Here is a 21,008-nt window from a genome sequence, read left to right on the forward strand (position 1 = left end):
ATACCGGGAATCTCGTTCATTTGTTTGGTTTCGTTTCAATTCTCTGGAAATCGTACTCGGACTTCTTCCAAGTTGCTTCGCTATTTCACGAATCGATACGTCAGAAGAAGCAAGTAAAGATATGACTGTTCTCTCATTTATGTTAAGATGGTTGTAGTTCATGGGATTCTCCTTGATAAATGTTTGTTTTCTCACTCACATTTTATCATTGAACCCATGGACTTTTTTAATTCTTATAGGCTGTTGCACTTATTATGATAATTTATCCATGAAAAAACCAGGTTTCCCTGGTTAAATAAAACGAACAATATCATTATAGGTTGCAAACACAAAAAGCATCATCAAGAGTGCAAAACTAATCATAATGATCTTCTCGACCAATTGTTGATTGATCTTGCGACGGAAGATGGCTTCAATCAACGTGATCAGCACACGTCCACCATCCAATGCAGGAATAGGAATCGCATTGAAAATACCGATATTTAAAGAAATCATCGCAAATAAAGATAAATAAGCCAGAAGCCCCATTTGCGTTGTTTTGCTTGTGACGCTAAATATACCGACTGGACCCGATAGATTTTCATAGCCTTTACCATGTATCAACATATTCAAAGATTGGAAAATAGCCGTACTCGATTCCGCAAAATCCTGGCTGCCAACACCAAATGCTTCATACCATTGAATGTTTTTTGCATAGGCAATCGCCTGATAACCAATCGTATAAATTGAATTTTCTTTGTCATATTGCGGCTTTACTTGCGTTTTGAAAGTCGATTGATCTCGTTTGACTGTTAATGTGATCGTATCATGATGATACTGGATCCACTCCAACAAATCATATTGTGTTTCTGGTTTGATAGATTCCGTTCTACTTTCTGCCTTTAGAATGCGATCGTCCTTTTGTAGGCCTGCCTTTTGAGCAGGTGAATTTTCCACAATTTGATATACAACCGGTTGAGCCGGTTCTACTACATATCCACGAGCCATCGCTACGCCCACAAAAATAACCCATGCTAAGATCAAGTTCATAAAAATACCAGCTAACAGGATGCATATTTGTTGTGGCCATGGTTTATGATTCAACCGACGATCTTCAGGTACTTCTTTTAACCAGTCATCTTCTTGCTCATCTTGTGATCCGTCTTCTTCTCCCGCCATCATGACATAACCGCCAAAAGGAATGGCACGAACCGAGAAAATCGTTTCTTTTCCTTTTTTCTGATAGAGTGCCGGCCCCATACCAATGGAGAATTCATGACAATATACACCAAAATGTCTTGCCACCATAAAATGTCCCCATTCATGGATGATCACGATGACACTCAACATGAAGATAAACGCAATGATACCAATAATCAGCTGCACAGGATTCCCCCTTTACATGAATATGGTTACTAGAATACCACAAAATAGGATATTCATCAAAAGAGAATCAGTTCGATCTAAAATACCACCGTGTCCTGGTAATAAATTGGAGAAATCTTTTACTTTATAATAGCGTTTGATTGCTGAAAAAGATAAATCCCCAATTTCAGCGACCAATGGACAACATAAACAAAGAATGACATTCATTAACGTATTTACTTGTGACAAATACAAGAAAGAAACAACTAAGCTTAAAACAGCACCAAACACAATGCCGCCCGCAAAGCCTTCCCAACTTTTCTTTGGCGATAGACGTGGATTCATCTTATGCTTTCCATAGCGACGTCCCACAAACCATGCGCCGGTATCCGATCCATAGGTTGCGAATACGATCGTTAACATATAATAATGATTATTTTCTAAGAATCCCATGGTTCGATAGATCAAAGACAAAATCAAAAAATAGGCAATGCAGTAAAAACCATCCGAAATTTCAAAATCTTCTACAAAAATGGTCAATGTCCAAAAGAACACCGTTGCAAGGGTATATACGACAAACAACCAATGTTGAGGTACATATCGAGCCAATATGACCGATGCCATCATGACAGGAACAATAAAGACCGGCCATTTTGGAAAACGTGGCGTAACATGGGCCCATTCATAAGCACTGGTTGCCACAATGAATAAGGATAAAATTTCTAGAGGAATGCCACCCATAGCCAATGGGCAGGCAACAATAAAAATGATGATGATTGCGGTAATTATTCTATTTTTCATCTTCTAATCCTCCAAAACGACGATGCCGGGATTGAAATTCTTTGATACAATCGGCTAATGCTTGCGAATCAAAATCCGGCCAAGCAATGGGTGTAAAAATAAATTCAGCATAGGCAATTTGCCACAACAAGAAATTGGATAGGCGCAATTCCCCACTTGTACGTATCAACAGGTCCACATTTTCAGGGACCATCAAATACTCCGAAACACCTGCCTCATTCATATCATTCAAGCGTTTTTCATCGGCCACATCTTGCGCATACTGCCGCATAGCCAAAACAAGTTCACGACGTGAACCATAATTGATTGCAATATCCAAATTCAATCCCGTATTACAAGCGGTTTGATTCACTGCCTTTTGGATCACGGATTGTGTACTTTCTGGAAATCGCTCCAATTCCCCGGCAAAAGTAACACGGATATTGTTCTCCATTAATTCCTTGATATATCGTTTAAAGAAAATACCGGGCAACTTACACAAGTAACTCACTTCTTGTTCCGGACGCTTCCAATTCTCAGTTGAAAACGCATATAAGATCAATTTTTGGATTCCCATTTTATTGGCAGCTAATGTCACCGTACGGATGGCTTCTGCACCTTGTTTATGTCCAGCCGTTCGTGGTAAACCACGTGCTTTGGCCCAGCGTCCATTGCCATCCATGATAATGGCTACCGTTTGGGGAATGTTTGCTTCCATACGACTAATCCTTTCTGAAAAAGACCCAATGATGAATTGGGCCTATACATTTAAGATATCTGCTTTTTTCTTTTCAACAACCGATTCAATATTTTTAATATATGTATCTGTCAATTTTTGTGAATCTTCGAAAGCACTCTTCTCTTCATCTTCACGCAATTCTTTATCCTTTTTGATGGCATCATTGGCTTCACGACGAATATTCCGAATAGCTACTTTTGCTTCTTCGCCATATTGTTGTGCTTTTTTAGCTAATTCCTGTCTTCGCTCCCCTGTCAATTGAGGCACTTGAATACGAACGCAATCCGCTTCTCCTTGTGGATTTAATCCTAAGTTTGCCGCTTGAACCGCATGGACAATGGCTTTGACCAATGTACGATCATAAGGCTTCACAACCAATTGCGTCCCTTCTACCACACTGATTCGTGCCATTTGGTTGACCGGTGTTGGACTTCCATAATAGTCCACTTCCACACGGTCCAAAATAGCCGCATTGGCACGTCCCGTTCGTAATGTACGCAAATTATCTTCTAAATTTTCAACGGCTGCCATCATTTTCATTTCTGCATTATCTAAAATTTCAGTCATTTTTGTCTCCTCTACTTCTTTTTTGTGATCAATGTACCATCTACGGTTTGTTGTATGGCTTTTAAAATATTACCACGCTCATTCATATTGAATACGATCAAATCAATATCATTATCCATACACATACTGATTGCGGTTGAATCCATAACTTGTAATCCTTTATTCAAGACATCCATATAATATAAGGAATTAAATTTTTTGGCATTTGGATTTTTCTTTGGATCACTATCATAGACGCCGTCTACCCCATTTTTTGCCATTAAGATCACATCAGCCCCAATTTCCGATGCTCGTAATGCGGCTGTCGTATCCGTTGAAAAATAAGGAGAACCCGTTCCTGCTCCAAAAATTACGACACGACCTTTTTCCAAATGACGAATCGCACGACGCAAAATGAAAGGTTCTGCCACTTCCTGCATATGGACCGCGGTTTGTACACGCGTATCTACACCTGCATTTTCCAATGCATTTTGTACCGCCAAGGCATTAATGACCGTTCCTAACATACCCATGTAATCACCTTGGGCACGATTCATGCCCATTTGAGCGAGCATCTTTCCGCGTATGAAATTACCACCACCAACAACGATAGCCAATTCCACTCCTTTTTGTTGAATTTCTTTTAATTCTTTGGCCAATCCAGCTAATACTTCTGGATCAAACGCTTGTCCATTCCCAGACAAAGCTTCACCACTTAATTTCAATAAAACCCGTTTATACATACGTTTTTACTCCTTTAAGTCTCTATCTCAAATTATACACTAAGAACAAATAATAAAAAAGAGCTATGAATACACATAGCTCTGAATAAAAGATCTTTATTTCATTTGTGCAGCAACTTCAGCAGCAAAATCTTCTTCTTTCTTTTCGATTCCTTCACCTACTTGATAACGGACAAAAGAAATAACTTCGGCCTTCTCTTCCTTCAAGTATTGAGAAACTGATTTCTTTGAATCCAAGAAGAATTCTTGATCCGCCAAGCATTGATCTTTGAAATGTTTCTTTACCTTACCCTTCAAGATATTTTCCAATACTTTTTCCGGTTTATTGGCCATTTTTGGGTCTTCCTTCATCATTTGCATTTGCAAATCTTTTTCATGATTGAATGCATCTTCTGGAATATCTGCTTCCGTTGCATAAATTGGATTCATAGAAGCCACTTGCATCGCTACGTTTTTCGCAACGGTATCATCGCCACCTTTAGTGACAACCAAACTAGAAATGGTTCCTCCCATATGCATGTATTGACCAAATGTTTCATCGTCTGCTTTTTCTACAATAGCTACACGACGGAAAGAAATTTTTTCACCAATTGTTGCCGTTGCATTGATGATTAGATCATTGATTTTTCCTTCAGATGTTTCCACTTCTAAAGCCGCTTCTGTCGTAGCAGGTTTTGCTTCTAATAATGCTTTTTCGATCACATCTAATAAATGTAAGAATTGCTCATTCTTTGCGACAAAGTCGGTTTCTGAATTCACTTCAAAAATGACACCTGTATTGCCTTGTGTAGCGACACGAGTCAATCCCTCAGCGGCAATACGGCCAGCCTTTTTTTGTGACTTCGCAATACCTTTTTCACGAAGCCAATCAATGGCAGCGGCTACATCACCATTTGTTTCTGTTAATGCTTTTTTACAATCCATCATTCCTGCGCCCGTTTTTTCACGCAGTTCTTTTACTTGAGATGCCTTGATTGCCATATTTATCGATTTCCTTTTCTTATGAATTATTCAGCAGATTCTGCAGGTTTTTGTTCTGGTTTTGCATCTGCATGGTTTGCTTGGGTACCATTTGTACTACGATTGCGGTTGAAACGACGATTACGACGCTCTGCATTTCTTCTACGACGCTCTTCATTTCTTTGACGACGACGACGTTCGTTTTCAGCAATTTGTGCTTCTACATTCTTGATGACATCATCCATCGTTACATCTTCTTCATCATCACCTAAATAAGCCAATTCAAGCAATCCGCCCTTCGCGTCTACGATAGCATCGGCCATTAAAGTCGTGATCAATTCGATCGAACGTTGTGAATCATCATTGGATGCGATTGGATAATCGGCATCATCTGGATCACAGTTTGTATCCAACATAGCGAATACAGGAATGCCTAACTTTTTAGCTTCGGCAATTGCATTGTGCTCTTCTTTTGGATCAACAACAAAGATTGCATCTGGCAATTTCTTCATTTCCTTGACTCCACCTAAAGAGTTTTCCAATTTGGTTTTTTCTTTATGAAGACCAGCTTGTTCTTTTTTCGTATATACTTCAATTTTACCACTGGCTTCCATTTCTTCGATTTCAACCAAACGACGAACACGTTTTTGGATCGTACGGAAGTTTGTCAACATACCACCTAACCAACGTTTGTTGACATAGAAAGAGCCTGAACGCAAAGCTTGTGCTTCGATCGTTTCAGCAGCTGTCTTCTTGGTTCCTACAAATAAAACTTTACCACCACGTTCACTAATGGCTTTCAATTCAGCATACGCAGCTTCAATACCTTCCAACGTTGTGTTCAAATCGATGATATATACACCATTACGACTTGTATAGATGTATGGTTTCATCTTTGGATTCCAACGGCGAGTTTGATGTCCAAAATGTACACCATTCTCTAACAATTTTTTCATTGATACAATTTTTTCTGACATAAATGTCCTTCCTTTCCGTTACTCCTCCACCATTTCAAACGAATGCAACACAAAAAAGTGCACGGGCAAACGAATTCATGATGTGTGTATTTGCATATTCATGCTTTTTAATATTAACACAAAGCAGGAACCTTTTGCAAATTATCCTTTTAATTTCTGATAGATCTTATAGGCATGCTCATGAATCGGCAAAAGGAAAACACCCACCAATTCTTCGACTTGACCAGTAAATCCACGTTTAAAATCATACACGCCATAGCTTGGATCGTCTTTATCGAAGATGCCTGAAATACCATAAAAATCATATCGGTCAATATGATGATCAATTGCATATTGGATCATATACCATTGCAACGCATAGGGTGCATAAAACTTGCGAAAGGCATCATTGGTTGCACTATGCATATATACCACTTCTCCATTGGAAATGATAAAAAAGGTCGTGGCCATATTTAATACTGATCCATATTGTTGCTTTAATTGATCCGCTCGCCCTTGTTTTTTGGCATTAATAGCTAAATTTTCAGTCAATACCTTCGCTCGCTTCACAAATTTTTTTGAATTTGGAATTTGGGCTAACTTCATATCCACATCTGCTTTTTCTGCTTCCAACTGCTTTTGTTCCTGAACCAAATTTGCTTTAAAAGCATCCAGATCTAAATAAGCCAAAAGCAGCTTTCCATGATTGGTTTTGGTAAATTCCTTAATTTGTGAAACATAAAAATTGCGGTCTCGCTCTTCAAACCCACGGCGCAAAGCTGTCTCTTTCATCATATTCAAGAAAATATCAACTTCATCCAAGCCTAATTCACGGACTTGAACGCCTTCTTTTTTGGTTCGATTGATGGACCAACGAGTTTGTTGATGAAAACTTTTTAACATCGTTTGTGCATCTCGATCTTTGAAATACAAAGAAAAGATCCATCGCATCTGACCTGTACCATAGCCACGCGTAAATCCTTGATGGATATAACCCGCCTTTTTCATATTTTCAACCACATAGCTATTATCAAACCCATTTGGTACAAGATTTCCATCAATGTCTCTTTCTTTATACAAAACATTCGGATCTACTTCTAGATATAGGCCTTTTTGTTTTTTTAAATATTTCTTGATTTCGGTCGTAAAGAAAGTCAACACATCCATGCGGTGATAATCCATTAAAAAGCCCCGTTGCGCATAAAAATAACGATATACTTTCATGACAGGAATGGATGTTAATGGCGTAGCTAAAACAATCTTGCCATTTTCCTTTACGCCAACGAATTCGACTTTCCAGCCTTCATCTTCTTTGACATGCATCGATTCTATCGCACTCATAAAATTTCCATATGGATGTTGTTGTTGAAATTGTTGATATTCAGTTTCGGTCAAATGACAAAATTCCATAATGATCCCTCACTCCTATATTTTTTTTACATGCGCCATGGGATGCGCTTGTTGATATGTACTTTTCATTTTAGATATAGATACATGCGTATAAATTTGTGTTGTCGATAAACTGGCATGACCTAAAAGTTCTTGCACAATACGAATATCTGCTCCATTATCCAACAGATGTGTCGCAAAACTATGACGAAACATATGTGGATGTACTTTCATATGCATGCCGATATCATCCGCATGTTTTTGCATCAAATATTGGATGCCTCGTGATGTAAAAGCTTTCCCACGAGCATTCACAAATACATGATCATCCTTGGCAATCGTTTGCCAATAGCGCAACTTATAATCGCATAATGTTTTCTCAAAACCTTGAAAAAAAGGTACGATTCGTTGTTTGTCCCCTTTTCCGGTCAGATGAACAATTCGATCTTCTAGATCGATATCAGCCCAAACCAAATGCGTTAGCTCACTTACTCGTAAACCACATGCATATAACATCGTAAACATGGTTTTATCTCGTAATTGATTCAAATCACTGGTATCATAGGTGTCTAAAAAGTTTTGGATCTCATTCACAAACAAGAATTCCGGTATCTTTTGACGATGTTTGGGAGATTGAATCGATTCTAAAGGTTGAGCCTCTACTCCCATATATTCATTTAAATATCGATAAAACGAACGATAGGTCGATAACTTACGTGCCATGGTAGCTGGCTTGGCATCATGTGTTTGTTGAAATTGCGCAATAAAATTCAATATGGTGATGCGATCCACATCCGCAAAAGAAGTGATGCCTTGACTGGTCAAATAATCTCGAAGTTGTTCTAGATCGTTCCGATAAGCAGCTTGTGTATCTTCGGATCGCGAATGCGCATTATACACATATTTTAGAAATCGGTCGATCCATTCATTCATAGCATTTCCTCGATCTCTTTGATGCGAGCAATAGCTTGCGACGCCATACGCTCTTTGCGCTCTTTCTTTTTACATTTTTCAGTAAAATGGACAATCCCAAAATTCGCATTCATGGGTTGAAAGTGCTTGGAATCACAATGCGTAATATAGTAGGCTTGCGAACCCATGATACACGTATTGCCAAACGCAATGGGTTGTTTTCCTTGGATCAAACGAGCCATGTTGATCCCGGCAATCATACCACTCGCACAACTTTCTACATAGCCTTCAACACCCGTTAATTGACCGGCAAAAAATAAATCATCGCGTTGTTTTGATTGATACGTTTCTCGTAATACTTGTGGACTTGAAAGAAAACTATTTCGATGCATGACACCATATCGCGTGATCTTTAAATGTTCAAGACCAGGAATCAGTGAAAAAACACGGCGTTGTTCAGGCCATGTCAAATGGGTCTGAAAACCAACTATATTATACATCGTAGCTGCTACATTATCTTGACGTAATTGTACAACCGCAACTGGATGCGCATTTTCATCTTTTTCTAATCCCACCGGTTTCAAAGGCCCAAATAATAAAGTCTTTTTACCTCGTTTCGCCATTTCTTCGACTGGCATACAACCTTCAAAGTATGTCTGTTCAAAATCATGAAGTTGGGCACATTGCGCATGAATCAAAGCATCATAAAATGCATCAAATTCAGTTTGATTCATTGGACAATTGATATAACTTGCTTCACCGCGATCATAACGTGATTTATAATACGCTTTGGAAAAATCAATGGAATCTTTTTCAATGATGGGTGCTGCCGCATCATAAAAGTGCAGTGCATCCGTTTGTACAAATGAATGAATCGATGCCGCCAAAGCATCGCTAGTCAATGGACCTGTCGCAATGATAGTGGGTCCATTCGGAATATCGGTAACTTCTTCATGGGTGATGCGAACAAGAGGCGAATGGGTCAGCGTATCGGTGATCATTTTTGAAAATTCTTGGCGATCCACTGCCAACGCACTGCCAGCTGGAACGGCATGGCTATCCGCCGCCTTCATGACGATGGAATCCAACATTCGTAATTCTTCTTTCAAAATGCCGACCGCATTTTGCATCGAATTTGAACGCAATGAATTCGAACAAACCAATTCAGCAAATTGTGCCGTATGAAAAGCAGCCGGCGATTTCACCGGCCGCATTTCAATCAAATGCACAGGAATATTTCGTTTTATCAACTGCCAGACTGCTTCACTTCCAGCTAATCCAGCACCAATCACTGTGACTTCTTGCATATTATCCTTCTTCTTTTTCCATTTCTTTTTTCTTTGTTTTCGGTTCTTTTTTTATATAATGACACTTTGGATAGTTCGAACAACCAATAAAGATCTTACCATAACGAGATCGACGACGCACCAATTCATGACCACATTCTGGACACATTTCACCCGTTGGTTCTGGTTTCGCTTTTTCTTTTAAAGGCACGATGGTCTTACATTTTGGATAATTCGAACAAGCCCAGAATTCACCATAGCGGCCTCGTTTGATGACCATCTTTCCGCCACAATTGGGACAGATTTTTTCTTCGCCTTGCGCTTCTTTAGGAACATCTAATGTTTCGGTATGCTTACATTTTGGAAAATTGATACAAGAAATAAATTTACCATAGCGACCATTGCGATAGACCAATTCACCGCCACAATCGGGACATGTCCGTCCCACTCGCTCCAATTCCTTCTTGGGCATCTTTTCATACGCTTCGTCAACAAGTGGGGCAAAGAAATCATAGAATTTATGCAAATAAGCAATATTATCTTGCTGCCCTTCAGCAATTTCATCCAAAGACTTTTCCATATTGGCGGTATATTCCACATTGATGACACTTGAGAAATATTGTTGAAGTTTTGAATCCGTTAAAACACCTTGTTCGGTTGGCTTGAATACTTTTGTGCGCGATGTTTCAGATGTTTTTTCTAAAGTGACATAACCTCGCTTTTGAATCGTATCAATAATGGTTGCATAGGTACTTGGACGACCAATTGACTTTTCTTCTAGGTCCTTGATCAACTTGGCTTCGGTATATCGAGCAGGTGATTCAGTAAAATGTTGTTTACTATCAATGGCTACGTGCTCTAATACTTCGTTTTCAGCCAATTTCGGCAATAGTTCATTCGTCGATTTTTCATACTTACCATATACTTTCGTATATCCATCAAACGTCATAACTTGTCCACTGGCTTTAAATTGACAGCCATTGTTGTCGATCAATACGGTTGTCACGTCAAATTTAGCATCATGCATCAATGAAGCTAACGTACGAGCATAAATCAATGAATACAAACGAAATTCATCATTATTTAAATAGGTTTTGATGGATTCCGGTGTACGCGTGATATCCGTAGGACGAATGGCTTCATGGGCATCCTGTGCATTTGCACTATTTTTTTGATGTGCTTTCCCCATATATTCTTTTCCAAATGTTTGCTCGATATAGTTTTCTGCATCCTGTACAAAAATTGGTGATAATCGCGTTGAATCCGTACGCATATAGGAAATCAATCCTTCTTGGCCAGATCCAACATCAATTCCTTCGTACAAGCGTTGAGCAACACTCATGGTTTTCCGTGCACCAAAATTTAACTTCGTACTCGCTTCTTGTTGCAGCGTGGATGTTGTGAATGGTAAACGTGCTTTTTTGCTTTTCGAACGCTTGGTCAATTTGGTGACCACATATTCTTCATGGCAACGATCCACCACAGCTTTCGCATCGTCTTCCTTACTTAATTTTGCTTTTTTGCCATCTACTTTATCCAAGACCGCTTCAAATGTCTTTTTTCCCTTGGTTACATTGGCATGTACGGTCCAATATTCTTTGGGTTTAAATGCATTGATTTCATTTTCGCGCTCAACGATCAATCGCAAGGCGACCGATTGAACACGTCCTGCCGATTTGGACTGAATTTTATTTCGTAATAATTTGCTTAATTTAAAACCAATGATACGGTCCAACATACGTCGTGTTTCTTGTGAACGAACCAGATCCATATCGATATGGGTCGGATGTTCTAAAGCATCTAAAACCGCTGGCTTGGTAATTTCGTGAAAAACGATCCGATTGGTCGTATTTACATCCAGATCCAAGACGCGTGCTAAATGCCATGCGATGGCTTCCCCTTCACGGTCGGGGTCGCTTGCCAAATAAACATCTTGCGCATTTTTGACATCGGCTTTTAATTCTTTGACAACATCTTTTTTATCTTTACTAATGGTATAGGTTGGCTCAAAATCATGATCGACATCGATTCCTAATCCTTCTTTTCCACGTGTAGCAAGATCACACACATGTCCCTTACTGGAAACCACTTTATAATCGTTTCCTAAGTATTTTTCAATCGTCTTCGATTTTGAAGGCGACTCGACAATCACTAAATGTTTTTTCATGGTCCTTCCCCCAATTCAAGTTACATAAAACAATAAAATCACTTTTTTGTCAATCACAATATCGTATCCAAAGCCGATGGATCGGGTATGATCATGGCTCCCGCTTCAATTAAATGATTGCATCCTGGATAGGTTTCATTTTCAAAAGCAGTCGGCAAACAAAACACTGGAACCCCTAATGTGTTGCATTCATTGACAGTCAGCATAGTGCCGCTTTTATGGGTAGCCTCAATGACGATCAAAGCATCAATGCTACCAGCAATCAACCGATTCCTCCAAGGAAAATGCGAACGATAAGGTGGCGTATCCAAAGGATATTCGCTCATGATCAATTGATGCAACGACATCGATGCATATAAGTCGGCATTTTCTTTTGGATAGATGCGATCGATCCCACACCCAATAAAACCAATTGTATGTTTCGCAAAACGATGAGCCTGGCCATCAATTCCTTTGGCTAAACCGCTCACGATACAGTAGCGATTGCGTAGATGCTTCACAACTGTTTCCGTATTGATCAATGCCTGCTTAGAACATTGACGAGCACCTACGATTCCAATGGTTGGTTGATCCAACAACTCTAATTTTCCTTTATAAAATAAGATCCAAGGCGGATAACGTAAGCGACGAAAACAAATAGGATACGCATCATCCATGATCGTGACATAGTTTGTGGTACACGTGACCGGCTGATAGGGTTGGTTGTTTTTAATGGCTTGACCAATGGCGCTCCATTGCCCATGGTATTGGATCGCATAGGATAAAATGGCTTTTGATAATGTATTTTTCATATGTTCCTATACGAAAAAAAGACGCTAAGCGTCTAAAATAATTTGATTTCCAATGCTTCTTTGACGGGCCCATAGCTTTTTCGATGACAAGGTAAGACACCATATCTTTCCAGGGCAGCTTTATGAGCTTTGGTTGGATATCCTTTATGTTTCGCAAATCCATATTGTGGATAGAGGGCATCCAAATGCTGCATATAATGATCTCTCGATACTTTCGAAAGAATACTGGCAGCCGCAATAGAAATTGATTTATGATCACCTTTTATAATGGAATATACATTTTTATCCACACCTGGCAATTTCATGGCATCCGTTAAAACAATCGATACCGGGGCTGCCATCGCAATTTCAATCATCGCATCTTGGCATGCTTTATATATATTTTTTCGATCAATGGTTGGCTCATCCACAAAACATATGTCATACCAAAGTGCATCTTTTTTGATCAAAGAAAATAAAGTTTCACGTTTTTTTTCAGTCAATTTCTTGGAGTCATCCAATTCTTTATTTTCATATCCATAAGGAAATACCACTCCACTCACGACCAAAGGTCCAGCCATGGGTCCTCTTCCAGCTTCATCAATACCCACGAGAATCTGGTCATGATTCCATTCCAATGGATGCTCAATCATTTGGAAACTCCCAAGTGATCCGTCCACATTTATTGTCGCGTATATCTTTCACAAAACTTTTCATCAATCGCTCTTCATCGATTGCTTTTCCTTGAAACATACCGCGTTTTCGACCAATTTCTAAAAGTGTTTCATACGGTGTAGATTGAATTTCAATCTGATAATACTGGGTAAGTGCATCGGGACAATTCTTTATCATCCAATCACAAGCAAACAAAGCCAGGTCTTCCATCGCGACAACTTCATCGCGTACCGCTCCCAACAAAGCTAATTTTAAGCCGATTTCTTCATCATCAAATTTTGGCCATAAAACCCCTGGTGTATCTAATAATTCAATATCCGCATTAAAACGAATCCATTGTAACGATTTTGTGACTCCGGGACGATTGGCTGTTTGTGCTGCTTTCTTATGGGCTACAGTATTAATAAAAGTACTCTTTCCTACATTTGGGATACCACAAACCATAGCTCGCAAAGGACGAGGACGGATACCTCTACGCTTTTGTTTCTCGATCAAAGGTTGACAAAGTATTTTTCCCGCATGGGAAATCTGCGCTTTAAAATTTTGATGGAGCAAATCCAATGCCAAGACCTTCACGCGATGATTTTCGAGTTGATGGACCCATTGTTGGGTCATTTCCGGATTGGCTTTATCAATTTTTGATAAAACGATCAAATGAGGCTTATTTTTGATCATTTGTTCAAGCATGGGATTTTTGGACGAAATAGGAATTCGTGCATCACGAATTTCAATCACAAAATCGACCAATTTCAAATATTGTTCCATCTCTCGCTTGGCTTTGGTCATATGACCAGGAAACCACTGAATCTTAGGCATTATTTACCTCCAATGGCATTTAAAGGCCAGATTACAAAAATACCATCACCAAAAATTTGCGATTTTTTGATTGGACCGACATCTTTATATCGAGAGTCCTTCGAATACGGACGGTTATCTCCCATCACAAAATATTGATCCTTACCTAGTTTTACAGCCGAAAAATCCATATTGAAATAACCATATTCATCAATCATTTTTTGACGATATGAAGAAGAAATATAGCTGGATTCATCCAGTGCTTTGCCATCAATGTAGATGATTTCATCTTTACATTCGATCGTTTCTCCGGGCAAACCAATAATGCGTTTGACCCATTTTTCATTTTGTTGCGTATCTTCATTGTACATATCCACAACAACAATATCTCCACGAGTTGGTTGCCGAAAAGCAAGATTAATGATATTGGTGAATCCATATTCCCCATTTTGTAAGGTTGGTACCATACTACGTCCCGATACATTCACAGGATATGCGATGAAATGCATGAATAAAAGAATGACCAGAGCACTGATCGCAAATACTTTGATAAAATCAAGAATATCTTCGCTCAGTGTTCGTTCATCATCTCGATCATATTCGATCTTTTTTTTCTTATTGATCTTTTTCACTGGGAAAACCTCCTATCGTCTTAATAAAAAAGCCGTCGAAACGGCTTCAGTTTATCGTATTTCTTTTAAACGAGCAGATTTTCCAGAACGTCCTCTTAAATAACCTAGCTTGTTACGACGAACCTTACCATTTCGTACGACTTCAATCTTTGCGATAATTGGTGAATGCAATGGGAACTTACGTTCAACACCAATTCCACTTGACATTTTACGTACGGTAAAAGTTTCAGAGATTCCTCCACCACTACGTTCGATGACTACACCTTCGAATACCTGGATACGAGATTTGCCACCTTCTTCGATCTTAACGTGTACACGTACTGTACTTCCTGAACGGAAGGCAGGAATATCACTTTTTAATTGTGATTTTGTGATTTCATTCACTAAATTTAGATTCATTTCTATGTCCTCCTTTTTCGTTTTCGATGATCTTGTTCATTCACAAAACTGCCAGCGGAACACATCGGCATAAATGCTTAACTATATTATCTTATTTTTCCTTACTTTTCAAGATAGAATCGACAATTTCTTGATCTTCTATGCTTAATTTTTGCTGTTTTAATAAATCCGGACGATGAAGAGCGGTATTTTTTAATGCTTGTTTGTGACGCCAGTTGGCTATATTGGCATGATGCCCACTTAATAATACATCGGGTACCTTTTTGCCATCATAAATTTCAGGACGCGTGTATTGGGGATATTCCAATAACCCATGACTAAACGAATCATCGCTGCTGGAATCTTTCTTAATCACCCCATCCACCATGCGCACGATTGCATCACACATCACTTGGCAGGCTGGTTCTCCTCCTGTCAATACAAAATCACCCAGTGATACTTGCATATCGACATAATCGCGGATTCTTTCATCAAATCCTTCATAATGCCCGCAAATAAAAATGAGATGAGACTTTTTTGATAAATCGATTGCCATGGATTGATTGAAGGTCTTTCCTTGCGGGCTTAGTAAAATAACGGTACTTTCTGGTGTGCGAATGGAGGCCAATGCATCGAGAATGGGTTGACACATCAAAACCATACCGGCCCCACCCCCATAGGGCGTATCATCTACATGACCATGTTTTTCATGTGTAAAGGAACGAAAGTCAATGGTTTCAAAGGAAAATAAGCCTTTTTCATAGGCTCTTTTGATGATGCTCGTGGATAAAAATGCATCAAAGTAAGAAGGAAAGAGCGTCAAAATCGAAATCTTCATCGTAAGCCTGCCATTTCTTGGATGATGATCTTTTTTTCATCAACATCCACTAATTGAATAAACGTAGGTACATAAGGGCACAAGAAATTTTCTTCCTTTGTGCCAATTCGTAACACTAGGTTCGCACCTGTTTCTAAGATTTCCAAGACTTTGCCTAATCTTTCGCCTTGTGCATTGTAAACATCACAATCCATCAATTCATAGAAATAATAGTGTCCTTCTGGTAAGGGAGGTAGATCTGAAATGGGAATAAATAGATCTTTGGTTTTTAATGCTTCTGCTTGCTCGATGGTCGTGATGCCTTCGAATTTTACATAACCAAATCCCTTTTGCATACGAAACGATTGAACAACCATCTTCGTTTGATCTGCTAAGTACAATTCTCGACCCGTTTGAAAACGATCATCTACATCATCCGTGATCAAATAAAGCTTACATTCTCCTTTTAGACCGTGTGTATTGATTATTTTAGCAACCTTTACCATAAAATACCTCCTAAAAAAACAAGGATGTGAAAAGTCACATCCTAATACGATTCGAATTTCACAGAAATTCTTTTGTGTTCATCGCGTGCAGCAATCGACATCATTTGACGAAGACTGGTAGCCATGGAACCATGACGCCCAATCAAACGAGCAACATCTTCATTGTTTGCATACACATACAATAAGATCTCATTTTCATTGGTTGATGTCATTGTTTTTACAGATAAACTGTTCTTATCCTCTACCAATGGCGCACACAGATCATAAAGCGTTTTTTCTAGATCGACCATAGTTATTTAGCCAATTTAGACTCATGGAATTTTTTCATAAGTCCTTGTTTAGATAAGATCGAACGAACTGTATCTGATGGTTGTGCACCATTTTGTAACCACTTCATTACTTTTTCTTCATCTAAAGAGACTTGTGCCTCATCGTTCAATGGATTATATGTACCTACTTGTTCAATGATACGTCCATCACGAGGACTACGAGAATCCGCTGCTACGATACGATAGAAAGGATGACCCTTTTTACCCATTCTTTTTAAACGTAATTTTACCATACGATATACCTTCCTTTTCTTGATTGCTTCCCTACTATACCAAACCGATAAAATGGTGTCAAGTATTTTTACTTGACACCTATCTATTTATTTTCTTTTCTTTTTTCTTTTCTTTTTCATTTTTTTACTACCAGCATGTTTGGAACCACCTGGCAAGCCACCGCCTCGCTGCATATTTTGTAGCGCAGACATATTTGGCATACGACCACTCGACATCATTCGGGTCATCGATTGCATCTGTTCCAATTGTTTGATCAATTTATTGACATCAGCAACTTTGACACCCGAACCCTTTGCGATTCGATTTTTGCGGCTCGCCTTTAAAACTTCAGGATGGTCTCTTTCATACGGTGTCATCGACTGAATGATGGCTTCGGATCGTTTCATTTCACTATCGACTACGTCCGTATCCATATTTCGAGCCAATTTATTCAGGCCTGGAACCATCTTCATCATATTTTGGATGGAACCCATTTTCTTGACTTGTCCAAATTGGTCCAGCATGTCATTAAAGGTAAAAATGCCCTCTTGCATACGTTTCGCAGTTTTTTCTTGAACTTCCATATCGAGTCGTTCTTGTGCTTGCTCGACCAACGTCATGACGTCACCCATACCTAAGATACGATCGGCCATTCGATCCGGATGGAAGGCTTCCAAATCATCTACTTTTTCACCATTGGATACAAATAATACCGGTACTTGCGTAATGCTGCGGACCGACAACAAGCCACCACCACGTGCATCACCATCTAATTTTGTCACAACTAGGCCAGTAATAGACAATTGCTCATTAAAATCCTTTGCTACGGTCACAATGTCTTGACCGGTCATCGCATCGACGGTCAATAAGATCTCGTCGGGTTGGACAAGAGCTTTCATATCAGACAATTCTTGCATCAATGCTTCATCGATATGTAAACGACCAGCGGTATCAAAAATCACCAAATCTTTTTGACGATCATTCGCATAATCCAATGCTTGTCGAGCAGTCTGGACCGCATTGACATTTGCCCCCAAGGAAAAGACTTCCACATCGATTTCTTTCCCCAATGTTTGTAACTGTTCAATAGCGGCTGGCCGCACCACATCACAAGCAACCAATAAAACCCGTTTTTTTAATTTTTCCTTACAATATTTCGCAATTTTTGCGGATGCAGTCGTTTTACCTGTACCTTGTAGACCCACCATCATGATGGTTGTCATGCCTTGCTTCTTGAAATGAATCTGTGCATCTTCTTCGCCCAATAGGGTCTGGACCTCATCATGAACAATCTTAACGACCATTTGTGAAGGATTTAAAGATTCCATGACCTCTTGGCCTAATGCTTTTTCTTTGACATCCGCCACAAAATTTTTTACTACATCATAATTGACATCCGCTTCCAGAAGGCTCATACGCACTTCTTTCAGCATGTCATTCATATTCTTTTCGGTCAGCTTACCCTGTCCAGATATTTTTCGCATCGCCTTGGAAAGACGATCACTCAATGATTCAAATGCCATGTTTTTTCTCCTCAATTATTCCTTGTCTATTCTATCATACTCCATACTAATGACCAAAATCTTCCTGTGTAAGGGTAGAATAGCCCAATCGCCATAACACGAAACGACGCCATGCCAAATAAGCGACATGATAGATGGAATGGATCTGTTCCCAATCAATAGTTGCTGGTACATATTTTGCATGATTCTTTTGTCGAAGCATGGTATATAAGATCATCATATCCGCATTAAAATATAGTTGATCAAAATGAAATGTTTCTTTTGGATAGACTTTCTTTAAATAAGTATCCTGATATTCAATTGAATCTCGCATTTGATAGATCATTTCTACATTCATTCGATTGGTCAAAGAACCTGCATGTTGTACATAATGATAGTATCGTGAAGACACATTACCAATTTTTTTGGCTTTGATCATGGTTTTAAAAATGGTATACGCATCTTCAAAACGAGATCTATTTTCAGGAAATGTGATTCCCTCAAATAATTTTTTCTTATATAACTTCGCCCATGGATAATTATTGATACCTGTTCCTCTTGCCAAAGAATGCAATGCTTCAATCGATGTCATTGTCCCCGTTTTACAACCCCTTCGATAGAAACATCCAAAGGAACAATCAATCACATAACCACATGTCACTAAATCACAATGATTCTCTTCCATATAACGAACCATGACTTCAATTGTTTCAAGATCCATGTGATCATCACTATCGACAAACATCACATAGGTTCCCGATGCCAACTGTAACCCTCGATTTCGAGCTGTAGAGACACCTGCATTTGGATATGTAAAAAGATGTACGTTGGAATATTCTTGTACATATTCTTTGGCAACATCGCAAGAATGATCTTGCGAGCCATCATCGATCAATAATATTTCAATCTCTTTGTAGGTTTGATTCACTAGCGAATGTAAACATTTTTTAATATAGGCTTCCGCATTATATATAGGTACAATAATACTGACTAGAGACATTCGGTCCTCCTCTAAGAATGGCTACGATTTTTTTGGATGTCTTCCAATAATTCATAAAAAATATCAAGATCTTCCGTATCTGGATTCTCATTGGCATAATCCATAAAATGAGCCAAAAAATCTGTAGCTTCGCCTTCTTTATGTAGCAGGCCCATGGATACAAAGGCCATGTAAGCAACCAATCCATTGGGCATGGCCATTTGATAATGTTGAAAAACTTGATCAAATTGGCACAAATAAAATTCAAAAACAACACGTAATTTATAATAGTCCTCAAAACTTTCTGGATCCATGGTCTGTAAATACTTGAATCCCTCTTCATATTTATGGGTGCGTAAATAATAACGCATCACCAAACGATAATATTCTTGTTCTTGTCGGATATCGTGAAAAAAAGGCTTTTGATCTATGAACCATTCCGATAATTCCATATCTTGCATAACTTGCGCAAAGTGAAATATATATAAGAAGATGTCCATATCCTTTTTGGCATCTTGTAAATGCATCAGAATATACTTTTTATAATTTCGATTTTGCGTTCTTTGATAAGCAGATAAATGAAATTGAATGGACTGCAACATCGATAATGAATCATCATCTGGCATATGGATCAATGTATCATAGAGTTGGTTTGCTTGATCATACGCTTTATTGCGATCATATAAACTAGCTAATTCATCCAAATGACGAAGATTGGGTACTTCTTTATACAACGCTTCCGCAATAGCAATGGCTTGTGAAACATCATCTTTGGAAATATGATATTGAATCAGATATTCTTTCTGTCTACATGGATCATGGATTTGTTGAATGAATTCAAATGCAAGATCCAACTTTTTCAGCCACAAAAATTCTTCACATACATCATAGATTCCTTTTGGTTCCAGTTGTATATAACGTTTTAAATATTCTTTACATAAATGCTCACGATTCTCTAATCCATAGGCAATGCCACAATAATATAAGGCTTTCTTATTTTGTGATTGATCCAATAAAACATCTTCGAAATAGGAGATGGCTTGAGGATATTGTTGTAGTTTCATAGCACATAATCCCAACATGTATCGGATATGTAATGCCGAAGGATCATCGGCATTGATATCACATTGTTGATAAATCATTTGTGCTTTCTTAAATTGATTTTTACCAAAATATCCATCCGCTAAACGTTCTTTGATCAAGGAATTATGCATATGATGCCCTAAGGCTTCTTCCATGATCTGAATCACGGTTTCATAGTCTTCGATTTGGATCAATAAATCGGAATAAGATAAATAGTAGAAAACATCCTTTCCAAATTCTCTTTTATATATTTCCAAATAGTCGAATGCGAGATCTTTTTGATCACGGATAATGAATTGGGAAATTTGATTCTGTAAATCGGTTTTATTCATATGTATTATGATACTCAAAAAAAAGAAGAGAGTAAACATAAAAAAAGACCCGGCAGCGTGCTAGGTTCGCAGGGGCAGGCCCAACTATCTTCGCCGCGGGAGTGCTTAACTTCTGTGTTCGGGATGTCAACAGGTGTATCCACTCCGCTATCGCTACCGGATCGTGAGAGATGAT

Annotated in this window: 24 protein-coding genes and 1 rRNA gene; all 25 read right to left on the reverse strand. The window is 38.7% G+C overall.

Going from position 1 to position 21,008, the window contains the following annotated elements; all coding sequences use genetic code 11:
- On the reverse strand, positions 1–162 hold a 162-nt coding region (locus tag SOS22_RS09130; protein ID WP_320596363.1), incomplete at its 3' end, for a helix-turn-helix domain-containing protein.
- A 129-nt stretch (positions 163–291) separates the two neighbouring features.
- The gene (gene rseP / locus SOS22_RS09135; protein ID WP_320326610.1) at positions 292–1,365 is read right to left on the reverse strand and encodes an RIP metalloprotease RseP; all 1,074 of its coding nucleotides are present in this window, start codon (positions 1,363–1,365) and stop codon (positions 292–294) included.
- A 12-nt stretch (positions 1,366–1,377) separates the two neighbouring features.
- A complete protein-coding gene (locus tag SOS22_RS09140) occupies positions 1,378–2,145 on the reverse strand; it encodes a phosphatidate cytidylyltransferase (protein ID WP_320596998.1) in 768 nt (255 codons plus the stop codon).
- Positions 2,135–2,842: an isoprenyl transferase gene (locus SOS22_RS09145; protein ID WP_320596999.1), complete on the reverse strand. Its 708-nt coding sequence runs from the start codon at positions 2,840–2,842 to the stop codon at positions 2,135–2,137. Before SOS22_RS09145 ends, SOS22_RS09140 begins: the two co-directional genes overlap by 11 nt.
- Before the next feature lie 42 nt (positions 2,843–2,884).
- The gene (gene frr / locus SOS22_RS09150) at positions 2,885–3,430 is read right to left on the reverse strand and encodes a ribosome recycling factor (RefSeq protein ID WP_320597000.1); all 546 of its coding nucleotides are present in this window, start codon (positions 3,428–3,430) and stop codon (positions 2,885–2,887) included.
- An 11-nt stretch (positions 3,431–3,441) separates the two neighbouring features.
- Positions 3,442–4,152, reverse strand: coding sequence for a UMP kinase (gene pyrH, locus SOS22_RS09155; RefSeq protein ID WP_320326614.1), 711 nt, complete (start codon positions 4,150–4,152; stop codon positions 3,442–3,444).
- 96 nt (positions 4,153–4,248) lie between these two features.
- Positions 4,249–5,133, reverse strand: a complete 885-nt coding sequence (gene tsf, locus SOS22_RS09160) for a translation elongation factor Ts (RefSeq protein ID WP_320597001.1) — start codon at positions 5,131–5,133, stop codon at positions 4,249–4,251.
- Between the two features lie 26 nt (positions 5,134–5,159).
- Complete coding sequence (gene rpsB / locus SOS22_RS09165; RefSeq protein ID WP_320597002.1) at positions 5,160–6,089, reverse strand: 30S ribosomal protein S2; 930 nt, start codon at positions 6,087–6,089, stop codon at positions 5,160–5,162.
- Positions 6,090–6,230: 141 nt separating this feature from the next.
- A complete protein-coding gene (locus SOS22_RS09170) occupies positions 6,231–7,478 on the reverse strand; it encodes a peptidoglycan bridge formation glycyltransferase FemA/FemB family protein (protein ID WP_320326617.1) in 1,248 nt (415 codons plus the stop codon).
- Between the two features lie 15 nt (positions 7,479–7,493).
- Positions 7,494–8,390 (reverse strand): site-specific tyrosine recombinase/integron integrase, encoded by an 897-nt coding sequence (xerA, locus tag SOS22_RS09175; protein WP_320597003.1) that lies wholly within the window; start codon positions 8,388–8,390, stop codon positions 7,494–7,496.
- A complete protein-coding gene (trmFO, locus tag SOS22_RS09180; RefSeq protein ID WP_320597004.1) occupies positions 8,387–9,676 on the reverse strand; it encodes a methylenetetrahydrofolate--tRNA-(uracil(54)-C(5))-methyltransferase (FADH(2)-oxidizing) TrmFO in 1,290 nt (429 codons plus the stop codon). Before trmFO ends, xerA begins: the two co-directional genes overlap by 4 nt.
- A 1-nt stretch (position 9,677) precedes the next feature.
- On the reverse strand, positions 9,678–11,822 hold the full coding sequence (gene topA, locus SOS22_RS09185; RefSeq protein ID WP_320597005.1) for a type I DNA topoisomerase: 2,145 nt from the start codon (positions 11,820–11,822) through the stop codon (positions 9,678–9,680).
- A gap of 53 nt (positions 11,823–11,875) precedes the next feature.
- Positions 11,876–12,613, reverse strand: a complete 738-nt coding sequence (locus tag SOS22_RS09190) for a DNA-processing protein DprA (protein WP_320597006.1) — start codon at positions 12,611–12,613, stop codon at positions 11,876–11,878.
- A gap of 32 nt (positions 12,614–12,645) precedes the next feature.
- On the reverse strand, positions 12,646–13,245 hold the full coding sequence (locus SOS22_RS09195; protein ID WP_320597007.1) for a ribonuclease HII: 600 nt from the start codon (positions 13,243–13,245) through the stop codon (positions 12,646–12,648).
- Positions 13,238–14,083, reverse strand: coding sequence for a ribosome biogenesis GTPase YlqF (gene ylqF / locus SOS22_RS09200; RefSeq protein WP_320597008.1), 846 nt, complete (start codon positions 14,081–14,083; stop codon positions 13,238–13,240). The genes SOS22_RS09195 and ylqF overlap by 8 nt, the downstream gene beginning before the upstream one ends.
- A complete protein-coding gene (lepB, locus tag SOS22_RS09205) occupies positions 14,083–14,694 on the reverse strand; it encodes a signal peptidase I (RefSeq protein ID WP_320326624.1) in 612 nt (203 codons plus the stop codon). Before lepB ends, ylqF begins: the two co-directional genes overlap by 1 nt.
- Before the next feature lie 51 nt (positions 14,695–14,745).
- Positions 14,746–15,093, reverse strand: a complete 348-nt coding sequence (rplS, locus tag SOS22_RS09210; RefSeq protein ID WP_128520846.1) for a 50S ribosomal protein L19 — start codon at positions 15,091–15,093, stop codon at positions 14,746–14,748.
- A 91-nt stretch (positions 15,094–15,184) separates the two neighbouring features.
- Entirely contained in the window at positions 15,185–15,910 is a 726-nt protein-coding gene (trmD, locus tag SOS22_RS09215) for a tRNA (guanosine(37)-N1)-methyltransferase TrmD (RefSeq protein ID WP_320597009.1), read from the reverse strand.
- Positions 15,907–16,395, reverse strand: coding sequence for a ribosome maturation factor RimM (gene rimM / locus SOS22_RS09220; protein WP_320326627.1), 489 nt, complete (start codon positions 16,393–16,395; stop codon positions 15,907–15,909). The genes trmD and rimM overlap by 4 nt, the downstream gene beginning before the upstream one ends.
- 41 nt (positions 16,396–16,436) lie before the next feature.
- Positions 16,437–16,685: a KH domain-containing protein gene (locus SOS22_RS09225; RefSeq protein ID WP_320326628.1), complete on the reverse strand. Its 249-nt coding sequence runs from the start codon at positions 16,683–16,685 to the stop codon at positions 16,437–16,439.
- 2 nt (positions 16,686–16,687) lie between these two features.
- A complete protein-coding gene (gene rpsP / locus SOS22_RS09230) occupies positions 16,688–16,957 on the reverse strand; it encodes a 30S ribosomal protein S16 (protein WP_320326629.1) in 270 nt (89 codons plus the stop codon).
- Positions 16,958–17,044: 87 nt separating this feature from the next.
- Positions 17,045–18,460: a signal recognition particle protein gene (ffh, locus tag SOS22_RS09235; RefSeq protein ID WP_320326630.1), complete on the reverse strand. Its 1,416-nt coding sequence runs from the start codon at positions 18,458–18,460 to the stop codon at positions 17,045–17,047.
- 46 nt (positions 18,461–18,506) lie between these two features.
- Positions 18,507–19,439 carry a glycosyltransferase family 2 protein gene (locus SOS22_RS09240; protein WP_320326631.1) on the reverse strand — a complete coding sequence of 311 codons (933 nt, stop codon included), beginning with the start codon at positions 19,437–19,439 and terminating at the stop codon, positions 18,507–18,509.
- Between the two features lie 11 nt (positions 19,440–19,450).
- Positions 19,451–20,833, reverse strand: coding sequence for a tetratricopeptide repeat protein (locus SOS22_RS09245; protein WP_320597010.1), 1,383 nt, complete (start codon positions 20,831–20,833; stop codon positions 19,451–19,453).
- 47 nt (positions 20,834–20,880) lie between these two features.
- Positions 20,881–20,994: ribosomal RNA gene (gene rrf, locus SOS22_RS09250) — 5S ribosomal RNA — on the reverse strand.
- Between the last annotated feature and the right edge of the window lie 14 nt (positions 20,995–21,008).

Source organism: Absicoccus sp., assembly GCF_034090965.1.
GTDB classification, from domain to species: Bacteria; Bacillota_I; Bacilli_A; order Erysipelotrichales; family Erysipelotrichaceae; genus Absicoccus; species Absicoccus intestinalis.